Here is a 24108-nt window from a genome sequence, read left to right as displayed (position 1 = left end):
AAAACAGCATGGAGCATTTGGGAGAAAGTTCAACTCAAGTCCTCTTCTTCTCTGATTTCATCTCACGTGCCATCGGTCAGAATCAAGGGGCCATTCCCAGTAATCGCAACCGTATGCTCATACTGGACCCCCCAGCTGCCATCTACCGTCCTTACCGTCCATCCATCGTCATCCCACACAACGGCCCCAGAACTGCCTTTTGTAAAGATTGGTTCAATCGTAATAACCATACCCTCCGTGAGCATCGTGCCCGTTCTGCGTTTGCCATAAGGCAACACATTTGGGGGTTCATGAATATATTGACCAATCCCATGACCAATGAGAGGCTTCACAATTCCGTACCGATACAATCTGGCTGTTCGTTCAATGGCACTTCCAATATCTCCGAGTGTATTCCCTGGAACTGCCTGGGCAATCGCCCGCTCAAGTGCCTTCTCCGTGCGCCTCATCAGCTTGCGAATGGATCTGCTTGTTTCACCAATTCCATATGTCCAGGCCGAGTCAGCAAGCCAGCCGTCTTTGTTCACCACCATATCGATGGTCACTACATCCCCGCTCGCCAACTCCTCTTCCCCAGGAAATCCGTGGCAGACCACTTCATTAACAGAGGCACACGTCGCGTAAGGATATCCTTTATACCCTTTTTGCTCCGGTGTGGCTCCTCGTGCTGCCAGAAACTCTTCCACCCGCTCATTAATCGCTGCTGTCGTGATACCAGGGACCATCCACTGCTCAATATGCTGGTGACAGCTCCACAAAATTCTTCCTGCTTCCCGCATGTAGCCAATCTCTTCTTTGGTTTTCAAAATAGGGTCCACATGCATTCATCCTTCCCGCTGTAGGTGTACTACCATATATATGCAGCAGGAACGCAAAAAAAACCGCCTTCCGGAGCTTAACGCCCGAGAGACGGTTCTATTCATTATCGGAACAGTATAATCAGAGTTGTGTGTTGTTTCAGGACACGGAAGAATCCATCTTGACAAGCTCATGCTCAACCACAGAAGTCAATTCTTCCTCATATCCACCCGTAATCCGGTATTTTCTCACGTACTCCTTCACGAATTTTTTTGGATCCTTAGGACGGAAAATCCGAGTCATTTCCCTCAAACTTTCTTTGACCTCATTGTGACCTTTCGTTGCCATTGTAATTCCCTCCCAAAACGTTGAAAGTGAATGCTCCGTTTAGAGAATGCCGAATAAGTCTTAAATGCCATCCATGAAGTTGTGTGCGCGGCTTAAAGCAAGCTTTAGGTCGGGAACCTCGCTAGAAAGCAAGTACCTGACACTATAAATACCCGATATGATTCGGAATGAATCATAATCTTATTGTAGCATATTCGGAAGTATCTTACGACTTGACGATTTCCTCTAATAAATATAACGGTTTTCATGCCCAAAAAGTTTAATTCCGAATCATATGTTAAGATTGCCACCATTCTATACGGAATTAATATATCCAGCATAACACCGAACTATTCGGGGGATATTATCACGGACAACCCATACAGTTAAATTACTGGTATCCAAAGGAGGCGTCGTCTCATGGACCGCAAAGAACAAGATATGCTGCCCCTTTCTCATGAAAAGGTGGAAGTAGACGGAGTTTACATCAATGAAGCCGGACGTGAGGAACATCTGCACCGGGGGCAACATTTCCCGGCCGATCCCGTTCTTGGCAAGTCGGAATGGAAACTGACCGAATATGCATATGATAATCATCACGAAGGAAGAACCGATGAGCGGTTGGTTCCCAAAGAAAACGACACCGATAAAATGGGCAAGATTACAAACCCTCGCAGACAGATCGAGGGCGGATAACGATTTCGTTTAAAGCAACGTTTAATCGTAAACGATAACAGGGGCAGAGTAAGCTGTACAATGGCTTGTTCTACCCCTGTTTTCTTTTTCCTATGTGTTGATCCCCATCCGTCACAGGCAAATAAATTCATCGGTTCAGTTCTGTCCACCTCTCTCATAACCTAGTTAAAAAGGTCAAAGGAGGCTGGACCGATGTCCCCCATGAAATCGTCTAGCGGTCTGGATGAAAATATTGCCGGCATGCTTTGTTATCTGTTTACCTTTGTAGGTGGGATTGTCTTTCTCGCTGTGGAGAAGCGGAGCCGGTTCGTGTTATTTCATGCGCTGCAATCTGTAACGGTCTTTGGCATCATTATGGTTGGGCATGTATTATCGGCTTTCCTTCCGTTGTTCGGACCACTGGTGGCATCGCTGTTATCCCTGCTTGGTGTAGTGGTCTGGCTTATTATGGTCGTTTCCAGCCTGCAGGGGAAATGGTTGAAGCTACCGTGGGTTGGCGATTTTGCAGAAAAACAGCTGCGTCATCTGTAACTTCAGGCAGAAGGTATACGTGTTCCAAAAAGAAAAGACGATCCATTTCCGTTCAACCGGATGTGGATCGTCTTTGATTATAACGAGGGAAACGAGTCAACCTCTCACCCCCGTATCATGAACACGTGGCTCAGAATGCTTTTTACGGATCGGAATGAAACTTAGATAAGTACCACATCTCCATACCCATTCCAGCGGCCCATACTGGAACCAGCGCATCCACAGATTACTCGCGATGACTTGTACAATAACCATGCCAATGCACACAAGGGTAGACACCGTATACGACACAGCAGCATCTGCAAATATGAGTTGGTATACCACTAACAAAATGATGGTCTGTGCAATATAATTGGTCAGGGCCATTCGTCCGAATGCATGCAGGGGACTTAACATTTTGGAAAAGGTCATGTTCTGGTTCAATCTCAGTAATGTACTTAGATAAAAGATGGATACCACCGGACCAATTGCCACACCGATATGTTCTAATCGAAAAGCAGCATCCATATTGGCTTGCTCAGCAACAGGCAGGCTCGCACCAATCACTTCGTATAGAAACGGACTCATCGCATCCGGAGGAGCAACCCACCACATGATACCGATCCCCACCGTAGAAGCGATGAATGAAATGAACCAGATTCTGCCCAGATACGGGAGTCCTTTCTGGATCTTCTCCATCAGTTGATATTGACCTGCTGACAATCCCAGTATAATTAAAAAAGGAATCGTTAGCATTTTGACACCTATCGCGGCGGCTGCAATAAATCCCACCACACCGATCACCAAATTCACAGTTCGAGGTGCCCAATATAACGGAATGACAATCAGCCCTATGATAGCATAAAGAAATAAAGCTTCTCCAGCCTGATACTGTTGATGAATATATCCCAGCGCTAATAAAATAAGCATCCTGCGGATATAGAGAAACAGCTTGGTATGACCTTTGGGAGCTGACCGGCTTAGAAAAAGATAAAATCCAAGGCCAAATAAAAAACAGAAGATATCGTAAAAACGTGCCTCCACCAAAAAATATAATGCTCGTTGGATCCAAAAATCTACACGAGTATCCGGCTTCAACATAACCCACAATGCCAATACATTTACGAATGGTAGGCCTATCAAGGAAAACCCTCGAAACAAATCCAGAAACTTCATTCGATCTTGTTTTAATACAGGTTGATAATTCATCGTTCCTCCCAGTGAAATTATTGTTATGTAATCAAAAAGCGATTGGATCGCTTATCTCTTTGGTGTATATCCCCATGCATGATAACAGTCTATCCTTCATACAACATGGCTTGCCATCGAATTAGGTGAATAACTTCTTACATCCGGCATAAGGTCTTGTTCCTGTATTGTTCCTGTACAGCAGCACATTGGACGCTATGCTGATGATAAACAAAGCAAAAAAACACCGAAAACACGACTCTGCTGAGTCTGTATCTTCGGTGTTTCACATATAAAAGTGTCTCTTTCATTTATTCATGGGATTGAATATTCATAGCATAAACGATGTATGTCATAAACCATTCATGCTGTATATCACCATGATTAACCTGATTCATTATTTATCTTGTGAATCGTCTATTTATAACAGTTAACATAACAATACTGCTGGATAATAATCCTAGCCTAATTCGGCTATTTAAGCTGACTTGCCCGTCTCTCCAAGGATGGCATCTGCCTGTTGTTCAGCCATCTTGGCAGCCGTTTCCTTGGTACCCAGACCATTAAACAGCAGGTTCATGAAGATCGCCGTGAAGCTGCCTGCAATGATACCATTACCGAGCATAATCTGAGCCCAGGCCGGTGCACCTGCGAACAACTCAGGTACAACGGTAACCCCAAGCCCCATACCTACAGAACAAGCGATGACAAACAGATTTTCATGTCGGTTCAGATCAACCTGACTGCCGATAATCCGAATGCCTGATGATACCACCATGCCAAACAAGGCCACCATGGCTCCGCCAAGTACTGCCCCTGGAACGAGCTGTGCGAGGGCTGCAATTTTTGGTACAAATCCAATGACCACCAGGATTCCACCAGCTACTACAATGACATCACGTGTCTTCACACGTGTCATCTGTACAAGTCCTACATTTTGCGAATACGTTGTATACGGGAACGAGTTGAAAATCCCGCCTAACACAATGGCTAGACCCTCTGCGCGATAACCGCGCGCCAGATCCTTGGACGACAGGTCCTTGTCCAGAATTTTGCCCAGAGCCATAAATACACCTGTGGACTCGGCCACGCTGACAATCGCCACCAGAATCATCGTCAGGATCGGTACAATCTCAAATGTCGGTCTGCCGAAGTAAAACGGCTGAACAACGTGGAACCAACTTGCATCGCGGATAGGAGCAAAATTAACCTCGCCCATAAACCCTGCCGCAATCGTACCTACAAGCAGACCAATCAATACTGAGATGGAACGGATAAAACCGGTTGTAAAACGAGTCATTAGAATGATAAAGAGCAGCACGCCAAAACCGAGCATGAGATTAACTCCGCTGCCAAAATCTTCTGATCCCTGACCGCCGCCCAGATCGTGGAAAGCAACCGGAATCAAGGTTAAACCGATGATCGTAACCACCGAACCCGTAACCACTGGTGGAAAGAGCCGAATAAGCTTCCCAAAGATTCCGGAGAAGATCAATACGAACAGCCCTGAGGCAATAATCGCTCCGTAAATGGCAGATACTCCACTGTTCATCCCGATTAGGATCATCGGAGACACAGCCTGAAATGCACAGCCGAGCATGACAGGCAGCCCTACGCCGAAATATTTATTTCCCCATACCTGAAGCAGTGTAGCCACACCACATGCGAGCAAGTCAATGGCAATGAGATAGGTTAGTTGTTCCTGTGTAAAACCCAATGCGTTACTGACGATCAATGGAACGACAACAGCTCCTGCATACATCGCAAGCACATGCTGTAGTCCGAGGGAGAACGTTTTGATTGGATGCCGATGCCGTTGAAAGATACGTTCGCGTGCCATATTAGTTCGTGCCCTCCTCGTCCGCAAATGTAACCTGTCCATCCGACAGTGCCCCGATGCGAACCAATGATTCCACACGGTATCCTGCTTCTTTCAGCAAGCGACCTCCCGGCTGGAATGCTTTTTCAATCACAATACCGATACCCACCACTTCAGCTCCAACCTGCTCCACAATGCGAGCCAGACCAAATGCTGCTTCGCCATTCGCCAGAAAATCATCAATGATCAGCACGCGATCACCAGGCTTCATGAACTTCTTGGCAACGGTAATTTCATTGGTCTCCTGCTTCGTGAAGGAGTAGACCTTCTCTACCAGAATGTCTTCCGTCAGTGTGAGGGACTTCTGCTTCCGTGCAAAGATCAGCGGCACGTTCAGCTCCAACGCAGTCATGATACCTGGGGCGATCCCTGACGACTCAATCGTCAGCACGCGAGTAATATTCTCGCCTTCAAAGCGGCGAATGAATTCTTTACCTACTTCCTTCATCAAAACCGGGTCCATCTGGTGGTTCAGGAATGAATCCACTTTGAGTACTTGCTCGGACAGGACAATACCTTCCTGTCTCACCTTGTCTTTTAACAATTGCATTGTAATTCTTCCCCCTGAATGCCCTCCGCACAGAAGCTCACATGCTCTTCCAATCGCATGGTAAAAAAGCAAAAAGCCCGCCTTTTCACACGCTGCGGAATAACCGGAGACGGGAAAGACGGACTTGTACGTATATGGACAAGCCGTATGGATGCTGCAAGTGTACTGGTTGGACAGAATGACAGGAGTTCAATCCTGCTGTGAGAAACCTCAAACAGTGTAATCAGAAACAGATAAAAGCCACTTGAACCTGCTCTTCAGTCAAACTGTCTGAGAATGATCTCATGCCAACCCTACAAAACATTGCAACATCTTTCCCGTAGTCCGATCATTCCGGTGATCAGGTAGAGACATGCAGGCCTATTCCTGCACATATACGAGTAACGGCATATTTAATTTTTTGGCTCCATGATTCGTTACAATGTATGATCGCGAACCTGAATGTAAAAGGTTAAACATAACTGACAATGTTAGAAGTATACCGAATCGACGCCGTGAAATAAAGAAGTATTTTCATGGAAGTTGCGGAAACTTGTCTTAATTTGCAAACAGGGGGTGATTGGAATCTATTTTTTATGTACAATATGAGAACGGAAGCGCGGATCTGAACGGAGAATGGATGGAAACGCGGCCTAGATTTTGAATCGAATGATCAAAGGAGATATGTAAACATGAAAGGCGTACTTAACGAATTCAAGGAATTTGCCGTCCGCGGCAACGTCATCGATCTGGCGGTCGGTGTCATTATCGGGGCTGCTTTTGGTAAAATCGTCACATCCCTTGTGAATGATATCATCATGCCCCCGGTTGGAAAACTGATGGGTGGAATCGACTTCAGTCAGAAAATCATCAACCTGGACCGGGATATCAAAACAGCAAACGGACAGGACATCACCACCCTCGCTCAAGCCAACGAAGCTGGGGCTACCGTGATTGCTTATGGACAGTTCATCAACGTCATGATTGATTTTCTTATCGTTGCGTTCTGTATCTTCATGCTTGTGAAGGGCATTAACTATCTGAAAAGCAAAGAACACAAAAAGCCCGAGCCGCAAAAAACGACCAAGGCTTGCAAGTATTGCCTATCGGAAATTCCAGCCGCAGCTACCCGCTGCTCGCACTGTACTTCAGAGCTCGAAGCTGAAGGCACCGGCGCTCTAGCATAATTACAATGAACGTTTAAAGACGCACCGAGTTGAATTACGGATAAATCCTGATGTGGGGGACAACCTCTTACTTGCTAGGGTTTATGTATGAAAAGCTAGCCATATGGGCTTCATTAACTATGGGTTGCGTAGCTTAAAGGTTTGAAGGTTCCACCGTAAAGGTGGGGCCTTTTTTGTGCCTATCATACATGTATTACATATGCTCCCCCATGAATTTCATTTGCGGCCATGCTCATGAATTAGAAACGGCGTGGCAGCAAATGCTCCAGGATCGACTTCAGATCTTTATCTTCTTTGTAAACTTCTTCCCCAGTATCAAGCTCTGTCACACGAATATATTCAAAGTTGGCCGAAGCATCCACTGGCTTGAACAACAACTGGGCCTCATCTTCCAAACGTACATTAAATCCCATATCCTTAAACATGCTGCTTAACTGACTGTTAGCCGGTTCCTGACCTTGCCCTACAAATATAAGTCCTCTAAGACTTTTACGTTCCTGAGGTTGCGGATAAATCACCTGAAAGTGTACAATGCATTCCATACGATGGTTCCCCTTTCGTTTAAAACATACTTTGTGAAATTTTGAACTTTAAAATCTGCTATATAAGGAGATACGTTTCATGACCCCAGAACGTTTCGACATTTATGACGATCAGCAAAATTGGATCGGCACTTCACTCCGCAGCGAGGTCCATGCCAAAGGATATTGGCACCGTTCATTCCACTGCTGGATCGTGCGTGACGAAGGCGAGCAGCGACGGGTCCTTTTTCAGCGGCGGCGTGATATTAAGGATACCTTCCCCGGATGTTACGACATTACAGCAGCAGGTCATCTTACCGCAGGTGAACAACTGCAAGACGCCAGTCGTGAGCTGGAGGAAGAACTGGGTGTTTATACTCCATTCGAGGCACTAACCTATCTACTCACGGCTACACAGCAGCTCCAAGGAGAGGTGCGTGGTGTCCCATTCATAGATCGGGAATTCAGCGCCGTCTATGGATTATGTCTGAACCAGCCGCTCGAAGCCTACGTTCTGCAGCCTAGCGAGGTGGATAGCCTGTATGAAGTGCCGCTGGATGATCTACTCGCTTTGTTTCGTAATGAGATCGAAGTCATTCAAGCTACCGGAGTTCAGACTCAGCCGTTGATATCACCGCCACATTCCATCGGTCATAAGGACCCGTCAAGCAGTGATCATGCAGCTGATGAACCGGAACGTATCGTTCGCGAGATTCGGGCAACGGAATTCGTACCCCATGGTACAGCTTATTATACGGACGTGCTGGAAGCTCTGTATCACGTGCCCAAAGAATGATCGTGTACAATCCTGTTCAACCCGATCCAGTTCAATCGAATGTTCATAGCTTCATTTTCTCAAAAATAGCATAACTTCATACCTTTACTATCGACTTGACTAGGAACAGATGCTGTGACGAACATCACTGTCATATCTCAAACCAGCACAAACAGGCGTCTGCCTTCGGGCAGCGCCTGCTTTATGTACACACGTATTCGTTTCGTCAAGATAGGTACCTATGTGCTGGCATGTTCACTCCATCAGAGGTGAATTAGTCGCCGATCTGTCTAGCTCTGGTCAACCTCTCCTGAAGGAGAAGACCAATAACGCGCAGAGAGTTCTTCGTACCGGTGCCCATAGCGGGACTCCAGTTCCTCCCCCATATCCTGTTCCAATTCGTACAACACCAGCTCTTGAGCAAAATGATTCAGCAGCAGCCCGGTCATTACCGGATGCTCCGTAACTAGTGCCTGTGTGGCGCATGATTCACCGCGCATGCCTAACATGCACCAGCGGCGATCGACCACCAGGGAAAATTTCCGACCATTACCTGTACCATACATAGGCAAACCCGGCCAAGGGACAGGCTGATCAAGCATGCCTTCGCCACCATCACACGACCATAACAGCCGCACACCCCGAGCTTCAGCCTGCTGTAAGTCATTACGTAGCAACTCTGCTTCTTCACGCCAAACGTCTACGACAATCTCATGCTGAGCCTCGGCCAATTCACGGCTCAGATTCTCAAACACATTTTTGTCACCTTCGACGTTATAGAAGACAGGCTTCTCCGGTTCACTCTTGGGCATGCTGCTCTGGACATAATCCAGCGAGGTACGCATTTGATCGGAGATCATACGTGTCATCTCCTCCGGCTTCAGCACACTATACTTCGCTGGTTCCCCCGGACTACACCGCAAGAACCCACGCTGCTCCAGCCGTTGCAGGGTCGCATATACATTGGAACGGGACACGCCCAGCCGCTTCGCAACCTCATATCCCGAGGCTGATCCCTGACGAGCGAGTTCCACCATAATTTTAGATTCCATCTCGGTAAATCCGAGATGACGCAAATGATGCAGCAGTTGGTCCATATTCCCGTCCCCCCATGCTGTCAGCAACCCGCACTGCCTCACACTGATGCGGCAGTGCTTCTACTGCATCAGATCAGATCTGTTCGGCACCACAGCGCGGGCACCACTTCGACCCTTTGGGTAGCTCGGCTGCACAAATCTGACAATTCACCATTTCACGTGACACTTCGGTCTGTACGTCCACCGTATTCACGATCGGGTTGTTTTCTTTCCAGTAGCGGATGCGTTCGTCCAGTTCCTGCTGACGCTCACGTTCCCGTTGCATCTCTTCATCTCTGCGACGTTCCCACTCGGCATCAAACGCTTCCTTTTCTTCCTGGGTAAATTCCGTACTGTTATATTCCGATTCCGTTTCCAGATCCGCTATGGACGGAATGACCGTATGGTACGGCTCGTCTTCCTCCAGTTCCAACTCAGGTGGCGCATCGTAGAAGTCCGGCTCTGGAGTTGGGGTCTGAGCTACAGCTGCCTCCTGTCTTGCGGCTGTGGTGGCTCCTGCAACTCCTGCTGCTGCTACTTTGGGCGCTGCTGTCTTGAGTTCACCCAACTTGCGTCCGCATTTAGGGCAGAAGTTGGCATCCAGGGAAGCGACGTGTCCACACTCGCACAACCGTTCGTTCTTGAGTTGTGCAATCTTGTTGCGCAGACCATCAATCTCGTCCTGCAATTCGTCGCAGAGCTGCGACAGATCCACCATCTCTTTTTCTGCACGCGTCATATCCTGTGCCCGATAACCCTCATAGAAGATGCGACCCATATCTGTAAAATGGACTTCCTGTTCCTGTTGCAAGCCCACAATCTGGTTGTTCAGTTTCCCAATCTCAACGGCGTGTTGGGCACGCTCTGTTGCTTTGTTCGCTCCGTCTTTGATGCGCTGAAGCAGTTTCATGACCATTCCTCCTCTGTCCCGTCAAAACCAATATTATCATTTCTATTTAGTAGTAAATTAGCATATTACATCCTTCATGCAAAATGCTCAGGCATATAACTTATACGATATCATGCCAAAAAGTTGCGTAATCTCGTGCAGGTGCCCGTTTTATACCGATACTGGATGAAATCGGGGGCTTTCGTCAAGACCATATGTTCGGGTATAATGAAGCTTTGGCCCTACTTAACCGCCTGATTAGGCGACTAACTCTATCATACCAATTTACAATGCGATTGTGAAAAGGGCAAATGGTTTACTTTTAGCCGGGATAGTCCTATCCCTGAATGCATACAGAGGTGGATGAAACATGTTAAGTCCGAACTCAACGTTCTACCCCCGTCCGCTCGGGGTTACCCCGGCGGCGTCCCTGCCCCAGTCCCCGTCTGCTCCGCTGGAGACCAGTCGGCAACTCGTGGGTAATGATCAACAGGATGCCTTTTATTTTCGTTCTCTGGAAGAGGTAGGCATCAAGTTAAACGCACCACAAATCTCGGCAGTCCGTCACGGCAGAGGACCGATTCTGACGCTCGCCGGAGCCGGTTGTGGCAAAACAACTGTACTGGCTGCAAGAGCCGGCTACCTCATAGAGGTCAGTGGCGTACATGCAGGCAGTATCCTGCTGGTGACGTTCACGAACAAGGCCGCCACCGAGATGAAAGACCGGATCGCCGCATTGCCAGGCATACGTCCGGCAGCCGCGAGAGCCGTACAGGCTCGCACCTTCCACTCTTTTGCGCTGACATTATTGCGTCATTACGGTGTGCAGGAAGAGATCTTTGGCGAGTCACGAGCCCAGCATACGGTGCTGAAGATGCTTCTTCGCCAAAATGGCATGAGTGAAGCCTTCCAGCCTGAAAGTCTGCTGGCCATGCTGTCCGCATGGAAGATGCAAGGATCGGAAACAACCGACTTGCCTGAAAAATCGCAGGAAGAACGCGATGCCAAGCGTGTTCTGCTTGGTTACGAAGCCTGGAAGCAGGATCGCGGCAAAATGGATTTTGATGATATTTTACTGCGGGCAGCCGCGCTACTTCGTGATCCTGCTGTTCTGGGGCCGCTTCAGAAGCGTTTCCAGTACATTATGGTGGATGAGTTCCAGGATACCAACCATCTGCAGTATGAAATTGTGCAAAAACTGGCTTCCGCTCACCGCAATCTGATGGTTGTGGGAGACGATGACCAGACGATCTATACCTTTAATGGCGCACGCCAGGAATCAATTTTGGAATTCGATAAAGTATACCCCGGTGCACGCATTGTGACGCTGGATATCAATTATCGTAGTGATGCACGCATTCTGGGACTCGGAAGTGAACTGGTCGCCCGCAATAAACGCAGACGTGACAAACGGCTACGTGCCGCTGGAAACCGCGGCGATGCCCCCCGTTTCGCTACACCCTCCAATGCGGAGGAAGAAGCAGCGTGGGTCGTAAACCAGCTGTGCCAGCAGGTTGAAGAAGGACAACACACCTATCGCGATATTGCGATTCTTCACCGGACAGCCAGCAGCAGCCGGGCTGTATTCGAGCAGCTTGTGCTGAAAGATGTACCTTTTGTACAGCATGGTGCTTCTCCGGTGTTCTATGACCAGTCTCTCATCAGACCCCTGATGGATCATCTGCGTCTGTCCCTTGACCCACGAGCCATGGATGCTCTTCCAAGTGCACTGGGTCCGCTCTACGTCTCACGCGATGCGGGTCTGGAATGGATACAGCGTTGTGAACAACAACAGGCGAAGAAATATCCGCTCATCCATCTGGTGAAATGGGAAAAGCTGAAACCATTTCAGCAGGAACAGGTCAAAGAACGCATCAAACTGATCAAATCACTGCACAAACTAAAACCCATCATCGCCATTCAGGAGATGCGCAGGCAGTTCTACGACAAGTATATGGAAAGTGGTGATCCCAGCATCTTCACCCACTATAAGGAAACGATGCTGGAAACTCTGGATGAATTCGAAGCTGCTGTCAAAAAATTCGAAACGGTAGAAGAGTTCATCCAATTCGCGGATGAGCTGTCCCGCAGACACCGTGAGATGGAATCTTTGCGTCGTGCGCAGGATAGTGACGCGGTACAGCTGATGACCATTCACCGGGCCAAAGGACTGGAGTTCCCTTGTGTGTACTGGATCGGAGCCAGTGAAGGCATTGTGCCTCACAGTACCGCACTGCGTCAGGATATTCCTGAGGATCAGAAAGCTGCGCTTGCTGTGCAGCAGACAGATGCCGAACTGGACATGGCGCTGGAGGAAGAACGCAGGCTCGCCTACGTTGCCATCACACGGGCCAAGCAGTACTTGTATGTCACCTCACCGGCGAGCCATCACGGAAAACCAGCGGATGTGTCCCGTTTCCTGCTTGAAGCCTTCGGCATGGAAGTACCGGACAAACGCAAACCTCGTGAGGAGAGCCGGACGAGCAGTCAGGCTTCATATGGTAAAGGCAACGGACAGTATGCCCGCTCGTCCGGCTCAGGTGCCCGTTCCGAAGGTCGGGATGTGGCACAGCGTCGTGCCATCAGCCACAGTGACCGTCGAGACTACGAGGTCCACAACGAACGTGATGAGGATCGCCTCGGTGAACGGCGTGGCAGTGGTGAAATTCGCAACCATAAGGCATTCAGCACTCCGGGTGTGAGTCAGACAGCTGCGAGTTCCTCCAGTTCGCAGTCGCACACTTCAGGTTCAGGTAATGCTGAGCGTACGGAGACCGTTGCGATCTGGAAATGCAGTTCGTCCACCTGCAAAGCGTGGCTAAGACAGAAACCGGCTGTACCTTCAAAAGCAACCAAGAAGGTATCATCGGGTCCACCTGCCTGCCCTCTATGTTCAGGATCGATGGAGGCCGGTACTCGCCAGGTTCCTGTAACGGGGAGATTTGGGAAATAACTCAAAGGAAGAGGTCCCTTAGGAGTTAGCGATGATTATTAAAGAGCGGATTCAAGAAAGATTCGACACCCTACAGGAATTGTACGATATGTGGTTTACCGAAAATCCGGCTTATATCGCTCCCAAAGAAAAACTTTTTCCACAATCACATATTGAGAGACTTAGAACCATTACTTATCTATTGGATAAAGGGTTCATCGTCGTTAATCCCGTTAAAGATGAACCATCACTCGTGTCAGTCAGTATTACAGTAGATGGAATTGATTTTTTTGAACAAAGTCGATTAGAAGGTAAAGGTAATGGCTGGTCATATGTGACTGAACATGTGGATGAGTAAATAACACACGAGCATAGTAGCTCGTTTCAGGGCGCTTTTTGCTGTTTATTAACAGTAGAAGCGTCTTTTTTCCATTTCAGAATGGGGGTTGGAATATGCAGGACGGCAAACAACATCTGTATGTATCGGTAACACATAATCTTATTGAGCAAACAAAGAACGAATCTACACCCTTTGAGGTGTTGGTGGATGACGAACAGTTGGGCCGATTGAAAGATCTGATGAAGGTGCTGGAGGATGACGATGCCTATACATTGCAACGGGCGCCAGTACCCTACAAATCGGCAGACCATGATGAGGCAACGGAGCAGTTTTCGGATGGCATGACCTTGCTGTACACCTTTCTGTATGACCACGGCACGCCGGATACCCGGCAGGCAATTGAAACCATGAACGTGCTTCCAAGGCTGCAGGATACGGATTATGATGACCCTGGATACGAGAATTCACCACTGAATAAATGACCTGATGCCAAAAAGCATGCGTAACCGCAGATCACGCGGAAGACGCATGCTTTTTAATATGCCGAAGGACAACTGCCATGTAAAACGAACTCAATCCAGACGAATCTCCTGCCCTTTCTCAGCGGATTCGTAGATTCCGCACAACATGCGCGTGGAAGCCACACCATCCGCAATTGGGCTGATCGGCTCTGTACCGTTCAGGCAGCAATCCACAAAGTGGTCAATCTGGTTCTGGAATGCACTATGAATATGGAGACCCGTATTGTCCGTCTGGGGTTCAATATTCAGGATGGTGTTATTTTTCTCCGTGACGATCAGTGTCTCCGGCTCCAGTTCGAACCCACCACGCTCGCCGTATAATTTCACCGAAGATTCATCTCCGCGTGCATGCAGGGTAAAGCTCACATCCACCGCCAGCGAAGCCCCGTTTTCAAACCGAATAAGTGCATTCGCCATATCTTCTACGTCATTCACAGCTGCGCTGTAGTCGGCTGCTTTGTAAAAAGAAAGATGTTCGATATGGGCACGATTGCCCAACTTCCGATACGTATTACCACTGACCGTAACAGGTTTCGGCCTGCCCATGAGGTACCAACATTGGTCGATAATATGTACGCCCAGGTCAATCAGAGGGCCGCCGCCGGAACGGCTTTTGTCAGCAAACCAACCGCCCGGATTGCCGTGTCGCCGTAGAATGGAAGCTTTGGCATAATACAGTTCACCAAACTCCCCGGCATCAATGAATCTGCGCATCATCTGCATATTGTTATCATAACGCCGCACAAATCCAACGATAAAGGTACGTCCACTCTTCTTCACCGCTTCTTCAATCCGGAGCGCATCTTCCACATTGGTTGCGACCGGTTTCTCCAGCAACACATGCTTGCCTGCCTCCAATGCAGCAATGGCAAATTCCGCATGTGTATTATTCCAGGTACAGATACTGACAGCATCCACATGTGGGTCCTCCAGCATCTCCCGATAATCGGTGTACACGGATTGAGCATCATACTTCTGTGCCGCAGCTTTAGCCCGTTCTTCGTTCAGATCGCAGATCGCATAGATGACGGCATCCTCGTTTTTGGCATAACACCTCATATGAAGATCCGATATTGATCCCGTACCGATCATTCCGATGTGCAACATTTGTTTCGTGCTCATCATCGTCCTCCCTTCCTTTTCCACAGCTTCCACAACATCATTATTGTCTAGTCTGCCCGCAGCATGCCTTCGTAAATACCCGGCGTTGAATTTTCAATCTTCACGGCACCCAGCGTCCGGGCATAGAAATCCACAGGTCCCGCTGATCCGATAATCGCATACCCGTAACCGTCCGCCTTCATCGCATGCATACAGGCCAGTAACAAGGCCGTGCCTACACCTTTGCCCCGTGCATCCTGGCTCACACCGGTCGGTCCAAAGAAGTTGCGACATGTCGCTTCGTAACAGGCAAATCCAATCATTTTCCCATGCTCAACCGCAATATAACAGGACACCGGCTGACGCGCAAAAGCGACCTCACATTCATCCACCCAAGCCTGACTAAAGTGTGACCTCACCCAATCCAGTACAAGCTGTTTCTCTGGGGCAATGGCTCTTCGAATCACAATGGAGGATTCCTCCAACGCTCTCAGTCCACTCTCTTGCTCCGGCAAACGATAGAGCGCTACCAACATATCACTCATCTAATCCGTTCCTCCTCGTACTTGAATGTGAAATAGGACAAAGGTTTGGCCACTTACCTGAAATTAACCTGATCCTGCTGCGGATAACCTGCAATACAAGCGATATTTCTAATTTAAACTAACCTACCGCTTACATTCATTGCATTTCAACTGCAACACTTAGACGATTTGTCCCGTCTATTAACTTGAAGCGCGGCCCTAAGGAAGATTTTACCGCGTCAGTACACAGATTAGAAGGGATGAATATTGATGAACAACAACATGAAAAAAGTAAGTGCACTGATGGCCCTATCCATGGCATTGGGTGGTGGAGCCGCTTATGCAGCAACACTGGACAACACAAAACCAGTCCATCAAACATCCGTTTCAGCAGATAGTAACGCAGCGAGTGTAGTAAACGTATCCGTGAATGGCGCAGCCATCTCTGATGGTTATTGGAACAAAGATGGCAAAGTAGCCATGATCCCGCTGCGTGATCTTACCGACGCACTGGGTATTGAACTGGAATGGAATAAAGAAACTAAAACTGCAGAGCTGACTCGTGGTGCTCTCTGGACACAGGTAATCACAGGCAAGGATCAATATTCTGTGAATAAAATGTCACTCACGCTGGGTACAGCGCCCGAAATCACAGGCGGCAAATTGTATGTACCGGTTTCTTTTGCTGAGAAAGCACTACATGGACAAGTGAACACAACGGGGAATCAAGTGACTATCTCTAGTGAAGAGGACGTGAAGACGGTTACTGAACGTGGTGTAATTACCAGAATCTCGAACCAAGATAAATATAAGTCCATCCAGATTGGCGGTGCAGGTACGGATGGTATTGTGCTCAATCTGAGCGATGAGACAAAATTCATCTCAGTTGAGGGGAAAGAGATTGCACTGACTGATCTGGCCATTGGCATGAACGTGGAAGCTGAGCATTCCCTGATCACCACCCGCAGCCTGCCACCACAAACGCCGACCTATACAGTCACTGTGTTGGATGCGGCTACAGCATCTGAGGCACAACCTAAAGAGCTTCTGGGTACAGCGGGTACAATTGAAAATGTAACATCAGCTGAAGGCAGCATCTCACAGATTGAGATTACAGGTACACGGTTAACAGAAACCGCTCCTGACCATGTCGTGCTGAACATTGCTGAAGACACGCTGCTAGTGAACCACGAAGGTGAAACGGTGAAAGCTGAAGAACTGACCAAAGGCGCTAAAGTCATTGGGTTCTACAGCCCTGTGTTGACGCGTAGCCTGCCTCCAATCGGAACAGCTTGGAAAGTGGTTGTTGAAACACCTGCAGCAGAGCTGGAAGCGAAATAATACGGTTAGAAAAACGTCTGACTGAAACACATGTTATATGTTGTTGCAGACGACCGTGTGCATCGCTTAGCGCGGGGTCATGAGTGTGGAGCGTCATAATGACCAGCCATCCGCATGTAGCTCCTGACGCGCGGTGTAATGAGTTTGGCGCATCAAGAACTCAGCCGTGCGGCCAGGCGGCGAAGTCAATTCAAAATAACCTTATCCGCTTGTCTTTTGACAGGCATGGATAAGGTTATTTTTTTGGTTTTGGTTTTGGTTTTGGTTTTTGGTTTTTGGTTTTTAGTTTTGGTTTTTGGTTTTGGTTCTGGTTCTGGTTCTAGTTCTGGTTCTGGTTCTGGTTCTGGTTTGGTTTTTTAGAGTGTGTCTACAAACTGCTTCAAACTGAAGGGTATCTGAAACTTGTCCGGAGCAGACACGTGCGATGTTCGCTGCATACGAAATACGTTGCATACTGAATGTAAGAGCAAGCGGAGTTAACGCTAACGAATCTGAGGCGTCTTATTCAAGGACTTGAAGCACCCGCCTAAATCTAAGGAATCTCAGGCACGCTATGTTTGAATAAATAGCTGTTTATAGCATTTTATCAGAGGAATTTGGGAAATAACGTGTCTGATGTTCCTTACATTTTAGAAAGAGGACCTTATCGCCAAATAAGACGTCCTGGGTTCCTTAGAAATCATCCGGATAACCGTCAGAATCAATCGGCTTGGACTTCATCTTCAACAATCGCTTCCACTTCAATCTCAACCATCAACAAGGGATCAATGAGTGCGCTAACTTCAACCATGGTGGCTACAGGCTGGATCTTTCCAAAAAATTCACCGTGTGCCTTGCCAACTTCCTCCCATCTGGAGATATCGGTCACAAACATCCGGGTTCTCACCACATGCGACATGTCAGCCCCCAGTTCTTTCAGTGCATTCTCGATCGTCTGCAAAACGAACCTTGTCTGTGCATACGGATCACCCGCTCCAACAACTACACCATCTTGCATCGCGGTTGTACCCGCCACTTCAATTCGGTTCCCTACCCGGATGGCACGGCAATATCCCACCAACGGTTCCCATGGGGAGCCCGTAAATACCTGCTGTCTGCTCATTCTCTCGTCCCTCGCTTTGGTTGTATTTGTCTCTTCAGATTAAACATGAATTATATCAGTCCCCCATCATCTCAGACAATGGAATCAAGTTTAATTCTATCTTAACTCCATTAACATTTTTGCACAGAAAAAAATCCCCTGAATGACTGCCCATTGGTTAGATCAAGGACGGTTCATTCGGGAATTTATGAGAAATAGTATCTTGTCTTTTTCTTTAAGGATGAAACATCCAAATTACAACTTGATATTAGCCTCATCGAAGTATTCTTCTAGAGTTAACCCACTCTTCGCCACATCCGGTGCCAAATCTGTACCGATGTACCGGATATGCCAAGGCTCATAGACGTAACCTGTGGTATCTTCTTCACCTTGCAGATAACGGATGACATATCCGTATTCTGCAGCATGTTCAGCCAACCACTGGCCTTCCTTCGATGTGCCAAATACCTCTTCCAGCACATTGCCCACACTCGGACTCGATACATCGATGGCAAGACCCGTCTGATGTTCGCTTCGGCCTGGCACAGAACTCACACGATCTGTGTATTCTTGACCTTTGGTTTTGACATTATTGTTATAGATGGATACCTGACGCTGATATGAACGATAACCGGATACCGCACGAAGCTCAATGCCATCCGCTTTTGCACCTGCAAACAACTTCTCCAGTGCCTCCGCAGCTTCCTTGCGCATATGCCGCTTCTCGTGTGGTTCGTCGAAGGAGAACGGTACATTCGGCTCTACCAGATCGTCCGGCTCGTACCCGTCAGGCAGACTCCGTTGTTTGTTCACAATGACGGTCATAGACTCGGCATTGGTCACCACGGATTGTGCATCAATCGTCGTTTGCAGTGCGCTGATACTGCGTTTCTCCAGCAATGGATCTTCCGCTGTCGCGCCATTCCCATTGTCCGAAGAGCCCTGCTCTCCGCCCGCTGAAGCATTATCTGACTCACTGCCTGTATCTTCATCATTGTTGCCAGAAGATGATGTGTCATCCCCGCCAGCATTGTCGCCATCCGTTCCCTTATCCTCCGTAAAATGAACCGTTGTGCCGTCCGTCTCCTGTTGTGTGTTACCTGTTCCATTCGGATTCTGGCTCTCCTCTGTGCCTGAACCGTTCTGGCACGCGGCAAGCAATGCTCCGCATATCATCAATGAGGACAGCATAACCACCATGCGGCGCTGTCTTCCTGTAGTTGATTTCATGTAAAAACTCCTATCGCAATAATATAAATGTTATATAGTTCTCAGCGTGCAATGTTCCCTGCGACAGTATACCTTAATTGGGAGCGAAGCTCCACCGGTAAAGACCTCCTTTAGAAGAGATCCGAATGAACATATACGGGCTGTACAGCCTGTATGATCGTTTTTTGGACTTTTAGAGCAACATCCCCGTGCTGTACACAATAGAATTGAAATGGGAATATACCTTCATATATCCAATATGCAAAAAATTGATTATACCGAGATGCACTTTATTAATGAGCATTAGCATTGTTGGATAAAGACAAAATTCATCTTGTACCGGGAAATGAATTAAATCAAATAATGCAACATGCTGCCATAAAAACAAGCAGGGGTGATCTGAGATCTCCCCCGCTCTGATGGGTGCATCATTTGGTTGCTGGGCTGTCCGTCTTCTTCTGGACAGCCTGCCACATCCGCGCGGCTACACGCTCGCGGATCAAATCCAACCCTGCGGTGGCCGGCACGCCCGGCAGCAGCGCCGTCAGCTCCGGCAAGGCCGGCGGCTTGCGCGGCTGCGCGAGGCGCACCTCAACGGCGCCAAAGCCCGGCCCCGGCTGGTGCATGGCGCCGTCCGCGGCAGCCTCGGCGATCCACTCGCCGACGGCAGCGCCGCCTTCGCCGCCGCGCACTTGCGGGCGGCCAGCCGTTTCCGCTGCGCGGCCGGGGCCGCTGGAATCATGGGCGAGTTCCTCCGCCCATGCCCCCAGCACGCCGGCGAGCAGCGCTTCGCGCGGCAGGCCGGCGTGCGCCAGCTGCAGCAGCGGCTCGGCCGCGAGGCGCGCGGCTACGGCGCGCTCAGCGGCCGCGGCATGCGCGCAGCCCGGGCGGCCGCAGGTGCATGCCACGGCCGCACTGGCCGTTGCTGCGCCTGGCGAGCCCTCGGGCGCTTGCGCAGCCGGCAGCAGCCCGGCGAGCTCCTCGGACGCCGGGCCGCCGCGCAGCAGGGCGTACAGCGTCAGCGGGCGCTTGCGCAGCTGAGCCAGCACAGCCTCGCGCTGGGCTTCGCTCAGTCGGGCGGGCGTTCCCGTGACCGTGAACATGCCTGCGGCCGATCCGGTCTTGCCCTCAACAGCGGAAGCGGAAACGGAAACTTCCTGGTCGGCTTCCGCTGCTGTATTTACTTCTGCTGTCCATCCACCGGGGGACATATGCAGCTCGATCTTCCATTTTTCGCTCACAATAATCCCCCTTTCTCATCATCTATATTCCTCTGAGTGTTCAAGGTCACAGCCACGTCTCACCCTGAAGAGAAATCAGGCCACGCAGCTCATCATCCGACATCTCGGTAAGCCAATTCTCACCCGAACCAACGACCTGCTCGGAGAGTGCCTTCTTGCTCTCAATCAGTTCATCAATCCGTTCCTCCAGTGTTCCCTGACAGATCAGCTTGTGCACCTGCACGTTGCGATTCTGCCCAATTCGGAATACACGGTCCGTCGCCTGGTTCTCGACCGCGGGATTCCACCACCGATCATAGTGAACCACGTGACTCGCGCGTGTCAGATTCAGACCTACACCTCCAGCACGAAGAGATAGAACAAACATGGATGGTCCCTCTCCTTTTTGGAAAGTCTCCACCATATCGTCTCTTTGCGACTTCGATACACCGCCATGCAGGAAATAAGGTTCTTCCTCGTATCGCTGTTTCAACCTCGACACTAACAGATCTCCCATGGCAACATACTGCGTGAAGATCAGGGCAGATTCCCCGTTATCACGGATGGCGTCCAGCAGTTCAAGCAAACGCTCCATCTTACCGGATGCCTCAGCCTTGCCATGGTCTTTCCGAGTGCTGTCCGCCAGCACCGGATGGTCACAGATCTGCTTGAGCTTGGTCAGAGAGGACAGAACAATTCCCTTACGGGCGATGCCATTTCTGCCATCCAGACCACCCATCAGATCGTCCACCACACGTTGATACAACACCGTCTGCTCCGGGGTTAGAGAACAATACGATTTCAGTTCAAGCTTCTCTGGCAGATCCTTGCGAATATCCGGATCACTTTTCAGCCTGCGCAGCATGAATGGAGATACCAAACGATGAAGCTCACGCAATGATGCTGCATTTTCTTCAGATGGTCCCAGTCCCGTATAACGCTGACGGAACGATGAAGCGGTGCCCAGATACCCCGGATTGAGGAACTGAAAAATCGACCAGAGTTCGCTCAATCGGTTCTCTACAGGCGTTCCTGTCATCGCAATACGATGAAGTGTAGACAGACGCATCACACTTTGCGCTTGCTTGGTACGGTAGTTCTTAATATATTGTGCCTCATCCAGCACAATGGTGGACCAGTGCAACGAAGCCAGATCCGGTCCATCTCTGCCTGCCAGATGATAGGTCGTCAGTACAATGTCATGCGTCTGCGCTTCTGCCTGGAATTCGTTCCCGTGCAGCCGTTGTCCGCCATGATGAATATATAGCGACAGATCCGGGGCAAACCGCTTCAGCTCACGCTGCCAGTTTCCAAGCAGCGAGGTAGGACACACAATAAGTGCAGGCAGATGAACAGGCTGCTCATGCGTGTGCTGATCCGCCGGGAAAGAATGATCTGATCCATTCAACAGCTCATTCTCACGGGCTTCCTCTTCGGCTGCCTGGCGTTCCTCGTGTTTGCGGTCCAGCAGACAGGTAATTACCTGAATCGTCTTCCCAAGTCCCATATCGTCCGCGAGACATACGCCAAAGCCCAGCTCACGCATCGCGGATAACCATTGGTAACCTCGTTCCTGATAAGGTCTGAGTTCACCATGCAATTCTGCCGGAACCTGCCGAGGCTCAATGCTGCGAAGCACCTGTCCATCGAGCAGGAAAGCAAGCATCCCATCAGATTCGGCACCAAAGACGGAGAGGCCCTTCCATGCGGAATCCTCCCCTTCATCCGCTGCCAGATGCAGCCATTCGGAGAGAGGCATATATTGTTCTTCTTCTTTTTTCATATAACGCAGGACTTGGCGAATCTCTTTTGTATCCACTTCAATCCATTCACCACGGAACATAACATACGGAACTGTGGATTCAGCCAATGCTGCCAGTTCCTCCGCCGTGACCGGTTTACCATCCAGCATAGGCTCCGCTTTGAAAGCAACCAATTGTTCCATGCCCAGTGCCGATGTGGCTCCAGGCAACCGCTCTGTTCCCCGATTCAACATCTGCAGACGCAGTCCCGCACGACGTTTCCCGGCTCGACTCCACCTTGAAGGCATGAGAACGGTTATCCCGGCCTTCTGCAAACGTGGAACCGCATGCGTGAGAAACTCAAAGAAACCCTGCTGCTCCAGCTTAATTTCCTCCGGACGAGCGGTAAGCAGCGCCGTCTCCAGTTCAGGTGCCATTTCTGCTGCTTGCCCGAGTGCCATCAATAATTGCTCTGCCGCCGAGGTATATAACACCTTCCCCCGGTCCAGATCTCGCTCTGGATGTGCCCAGATCGTCCGTGCAGGCAACCTCAAGCTTGGTTCCTGCTCACTGTCCGCCCAAAAGCTGATCCCCCAGATCGTTTCATGTTCGCCCAGCGGTGGCTCCAAGCGGAGCACCAGCTTCAATTGGCCTTCAGCAGGTGCCATCTCTTCTGCTCCCACGATTGGCATTGACGTTCCACCAACTTCTTGCAACGTATGAATAAACGCTGTCATATCGTCCGTCGGCCCTTGCACCGTCACAGGACGGAACATCGAGATCAGACTGTTCCACCAGAGTTCGGCTACTGGCGAAGATCCGCGTCGATATGGGGTGCGGTAACGGGACAGTTCACTGTCCATGCCCTCCAGTTCACTTGTCACTACAGCATGAATCATGCCACTCATGAATGAAAATAATACCGCAGCCCCTGCTTCTTCACGCGTTTCCGGTTCCAATGAAGCATAAGCTCCAGGAGCAGCCAATCCAATCGGAGGCATCGCTTCAGCAAGATCGCGGAAGCGTTCGATGTCCTCCTCCTGCTGCAAGCGTGGCCGCCATACACCTGTTAATGTCTCTTGCCCGGTCCGTCGCCGTGCTCCGGTCTTTGCTGCGAATTCAGCCGATGGAGCAATTGCTCCCCGCAACAGCAGCTCCTGTGTGAACTGCGCTGCTTTGATCCAGTAACGCATCTCTTCTCCAACCTGAATTCCGGCTGCATTTAACAAACGGTCATCCCATTGCAGCAGCAACCTGAAGGCATCCTTAGGCGAGACTGCCAATCCTTCCAATGTGCGTCCCAGCAGTTGACGCCGCTTCGTGTTCTTCGCTTCAGCCGTGTTCCTCAGCGGATTCGGCCAGCGCAGCTCCGCAAGACGCAGAGCGGCAGGCTGAAACAGACGACCCCCGTCGCCAAAATTCAACCTTCTTACCACGTGGCTCCATGCATCCACACGTGGTTCCGATGTTTCACCGGAAAAACAAAAAAATACGTCACCAAGCCATACTCCATACAGCGATTGCATCATTAAAGTCTCCCGTCATCCCTTCGCATTGTTACTCTCCATCATATACGAAAATGACCGGATTTAAAAACCTTTGCCCACAAAAAGTGGTTATTCTGATGGTTAGGGGGTGTCTCAAAACGCCCTAGAGGCACAAAAAAATGTCCCTTCACCCTAAAAGCGGATGAGGAACATTTGGGTAAACCGAAGGATAATA

Annotated in this window: 24 protein-coding genes and 1 riboswitch; of the genes, 10 read left to right on the top strand and 14 right to left on the bottom strand. The window is 49.5% G+C overall.

Annotated elements, in window-relative coordinates; genetic code table 11:
• Positions 1–62: 62 nt before the first annotated feature.
• Both map and MHI48_RS03140 read right to left on the bottom strand, forming a co-directional pair.
• Entirely contained in the window at positions 63–824 is a 762-nt protein-coding gene (map, locus tag MHI48_RS03145; RefSeq protein ID WP_036613186.1) for a type I methionyl aminopeptidase, read from the bottom strand.
• Between the two features lie 133 nt (positions 825–957).
• Positions 958–1146, bottom strand: a complete 189-nt coding sequence (locus MHI48_RS03140; protein ID WP_017690840.1) for a hypothetical protein — start codon at positions 1144–1146, stop codon at positions 958–960.
• A gap of 399 nt (positions 1147–1545) precedes the next feature.
• On the opposite strand from MHI48_RS03140, the gene MHI48_RS03135 reads away from it, so the two are divergent.
• Positions 1546–1821, top strand: a complete 276-nt coding sequence (locus MHI48_RS03135; protein WP_036613189.1) for a hypothetical protein — start codon at positions 1546–1548, stop codon at positions 1819–1821.
• A 192-nt stretch (positions 1822–2013) separates the two neighbouring features.
• A complete protein-coding gene (locus MHI48_RS03130; protein WP_036613192.1) occupies positions 2014–2352 on the top strand; it encodes a DUF4870 domain-containing protein in 339 nt (112 codons plus the stop codon).
• A gap of 96 nt (positions 2353–2448) precedes the next feature.
• Here MHI48_RS03130 and MHI48_RS03125 read toward each other — a convergent pair whose 3' ends face one another.
• The 3 genes from MHI48_RS03125 to MHI48_RS03115 all read right to left on the bottom strand — a co-directional run bounded on the left by MHI48_RS03125 (position 2449) and on the right by MHI48_RS03115 (position 5948).
• A complete protein-coding gene (locus MHI48_RS03125; protein WP_179087977.1) occupies positions 2449–3261 on the bottom strand; it encodes a DUF418 domain-containing protein in 813 nt (270 codons plus the stop codon).
• Between the two features lie 736 nt (positions 3262–3997).
• Positions 3998–5359, bottom strand: a complete 1362-nt coding sequence (locus MHI48_RS03120; RefSeq protein WP_036613194.1) for a nucleobase:cation symporter-2 family protein — start codon at positions 5357–5359, stop codon at positions 3998–4000.
• Position 5360: 1 nt separating this feature from the next.
• Positions 5361–5948 (bottom strand): xanthine phosphoribosyltransferase, encoded by a 588-nt coding sequence (locus MHI48_RS03115; protein WP_036613196.1) that lies wholly within the window; start codon positions 5946–5948, stop codon positions 5361–5363.
• A gap of 57 nt (positions 5949–6005) precedes the next feature.
• On the opposite strand from MHI48_RS03115, the gene MHI48_RS03110 reads away from it, so the two are divergent.
• Positions 6006–6152, top strand: coding sequence for a hypothetical protein (locus MHI48_RS03110; protein ID WP_155985102.1), 147 nt, complete (start codon positions 6006–6008; stop codon positions 6150–6152).
• 96 nt (positions 6153–6248) lie between these two features.
• A riboswitch (purine riboswitch) is annotated at positions 6249–6348 on the bottom strand.
• 271 nt (positions 6349–6619) lie between these two features.
• A complete protein-coding gene (gene mscL / locus MHI48_RS03105; protein WP_036613199.1) occupies positions 6620–7114 on the top strand; it encodes a large conductance mechanosensitive channel protein MscL in 495 nt (164 codons plus the stop codon).
• Between the two features lie 239 nt (positions 7115–7353).
• On the opposite strand, the gene MHI48_RS03100 is transcribed toward mscL, so the two are convergent.
• Positions 7354–7656 carry a hypothetical protein gene (locus MHI48_RS03100; protein WP_017690846.1) on the bottom strand — a complete coding sequence of 101 codons (303 nt, stop codon included), beginning with the start codon at positions 7654–7656 and terminating at the stop codon, positions 7354–7356.
• Positions 7657–7735: 79 nt separating this feature from the next.
• Between MHI48_RS03100 and MHI48_RS03095 the strand changes: the two genes are divergently transcribed.
• Positions 7736–8431: an NUDIX domain-containing protein gene (locus tag MHI48_RS03095; RefSeq protein WP_036613203.1), complete on the top strand. Its 696-nt coding sequence runs from the start codon at positions 7736–7738 to the stop codon at positions 8429–8431.
• Between the two features lie 269 nt (positions 8432–8700).
• Here MHI48_RS03095 and MHI48_RS03090 read toward each other — a convergent pair whose 3' ends face one another.
• Complete coding sequence (locus MHI48_RS03090) at positions 8701–9507, bottom strand: TrmB family transcriptional regulator (protein WP_036613206.1); 807 nt, start codon at positions 9505–9507, stop codon at positions 8701–8703.
• A 73-nt stretch (positions 9508–9580) separates the two neighbouring features.
• The gene (locus MHI48_RS03085; RefSeq protein WP_036613209.1) at positions 9581–10396 is read right to left on the bottom strand and encodes a zinc ribbon domain-containing protein; all 816 of its coding nucleotides are present in this window, start codon (positions 10394–10396) and stop codon (positions 9581–9583) included.
• Positions 10397–10745: 349 nt separating this feature from the next.
• Here MHI48_RS03085 and MHI48_RS03080 point away from each other — a divergent pair, with 349 nt between their 5' ends.
• From MHI48_RS03080 to MHI48_RS03070, 3 genes are all read left to right on the top strand, one after another.
• A complete protein-coding gene (locus tag MHI48_RS03080) occupies positions 10746–13328 on the top strand; it encodes a UvrD-helicase domain-containing protein (RefSeq protein WP_405142979.1) in 2583 nt (860 codons plus the stop codon).
• A 31-nt stretch (positions 13329–13359) separates the two neighbouring features.
• Positions 13360–13665, top strand: a complete 306-nt coding sequence (locus MHI48_RS03075) for a hypothetical protein (protein WP_036668596.1) — start codon at positions 13360–13362, stop codon at positions 13663–13665.
• Between the two features lie 95 nt (positions 13666–13760).
• Complete coding sequence (locus MHI48_RS03070) at positions 13761–14129, top strand: hypothetical protein (RefSeq protein ID WP_036668594.1); 369 nt, start codon at positions 13761–13763, stop codon at positions 14127–14129.
• Between the two features lie 90 nt (positions 14130–14219).
• Here the strand turns inward: MHI48_RS03070 and MHI48_RS03065 are convergent, their stop codons facing one another.
• Both MHI48_RS03065 and MHI48_RS03060 read right to left on the bottom strand, forming a co-directional pair.
• Positions 14220–15290, bottom strand: a complete 1071-nt coding sequence (locus MHI48_RS03065) for a Gfo/Idh/MocA family protein (RefSeq protein WP_036613216.1) — start codon at positions 15288–15290, stop codon at positions 14220–14222.
• A gap of 47 nt (positions 15291–15337) precedes the next feature.
• Positions 15338–15814: a GNAT family N-acetyltransferase gene (locus MHI48_RS03060; protein WP_017690853.1), complete on the bottom strand. Its 477-nt coding sequence runs from the start codon at positions 15812–15814 to the stop codon at positions 15338–15340.
• Positions 15815–16063: 249 nt separating this feature from the next.
• On the opposite strand from MHI48_RS03060, the gene MHI48_RS03055 reads away from it, so the two are divergent.
• Entirely contained in the window at positions 16064–17134 is a 1071-nt protein-coding gene (locus MHI48_RS03055; protein WP_036613219.1) for a copper amine oxidase N-terminal domain-containing protein, read from the top strand.
• Positions 17135–17278: 144 nt separating this feature from the next.
• Complete coding sequence (locus MHI48_RS03050; protein ID WP_405142976.1) at positions 17279–17494, top strand: hypothetical protein; 216 nt, start codon at positions 17279–17281, stop codon at positions 17492–17494.
• Positions 17495–17834: 340 nt separating this feature from the next.
• Here the strand turns inward: MHI48_RS03050 and MHI48_RS03045 are convergent, their stop codons facing one another.
• The 4 genes from MHI48_RS03045 to MHI48_RS03030 all read right to left on the bottom strand — a co-directional run bounded on the left by MHI48_RS03045 (position 17835) and on the right by MHI48_RS03030 (position 23915).
• Positions 17835–18236: a RidA family protein gene (locus MHI48_RS03045; RefSeq protein ID WP_036613221.1), complete on the bottom strand. Its 402-nt coding sequence runs from the start codon at positions 18234–18236 to the stop codon at positions 17835–17837.
• Between the two features lie 234 nt (positions 18237–18470).
• A complete protein-coding gene (locus tag MHI48_RS03040; protein ID WP_036613223.1) occupies positions 18471–19445 on the bottom strand; it encodes a D-alanyl-D-alanine carboxypeptidase family protein in 975 nt (324 codons plus the stop codon).
• A 407-nt stretch (positions 19446–19852) separates the two neighbouring features.
• On the bottom strand, positions 19853–20665 hold the full coding sequence (locus tag MHI48_RS03035) for a hypothetical protein (RefSeq protein WP_083677586.1): 813 nt from the start codon (positions 20663–20665) through the stop codon (positions 19853–19855).
• Positions 20666–20711: 46 nt separating this feature from the next.
• Positions 20712–23915, bottom strand: a complete 3204-nt coding sequence (locus MHI48_RS03030) for a DEAD/DEAH box helicase (RefSeq protein WP_076319479.1) — start codon at positions 23913–23915, stop codon at positions 20712–20714.
• Positions 23916–24108 lie beyond the last annotated feature (193 nt).

It is taken from the genome of Paenibacillus sp. FSL H7-0942, assembly GCF_045040715.1.
GTDB classification, from domain to species: domain Bacteria; phylum Bacillota; class Bacilli; order Paenibacillales; family Paenibacillaceae; genus Paenibacillus; species Paenibacillus amylolyticus.
This window is presented reverse-complemented; position numbering and strand designations above follow the sequence as displayed.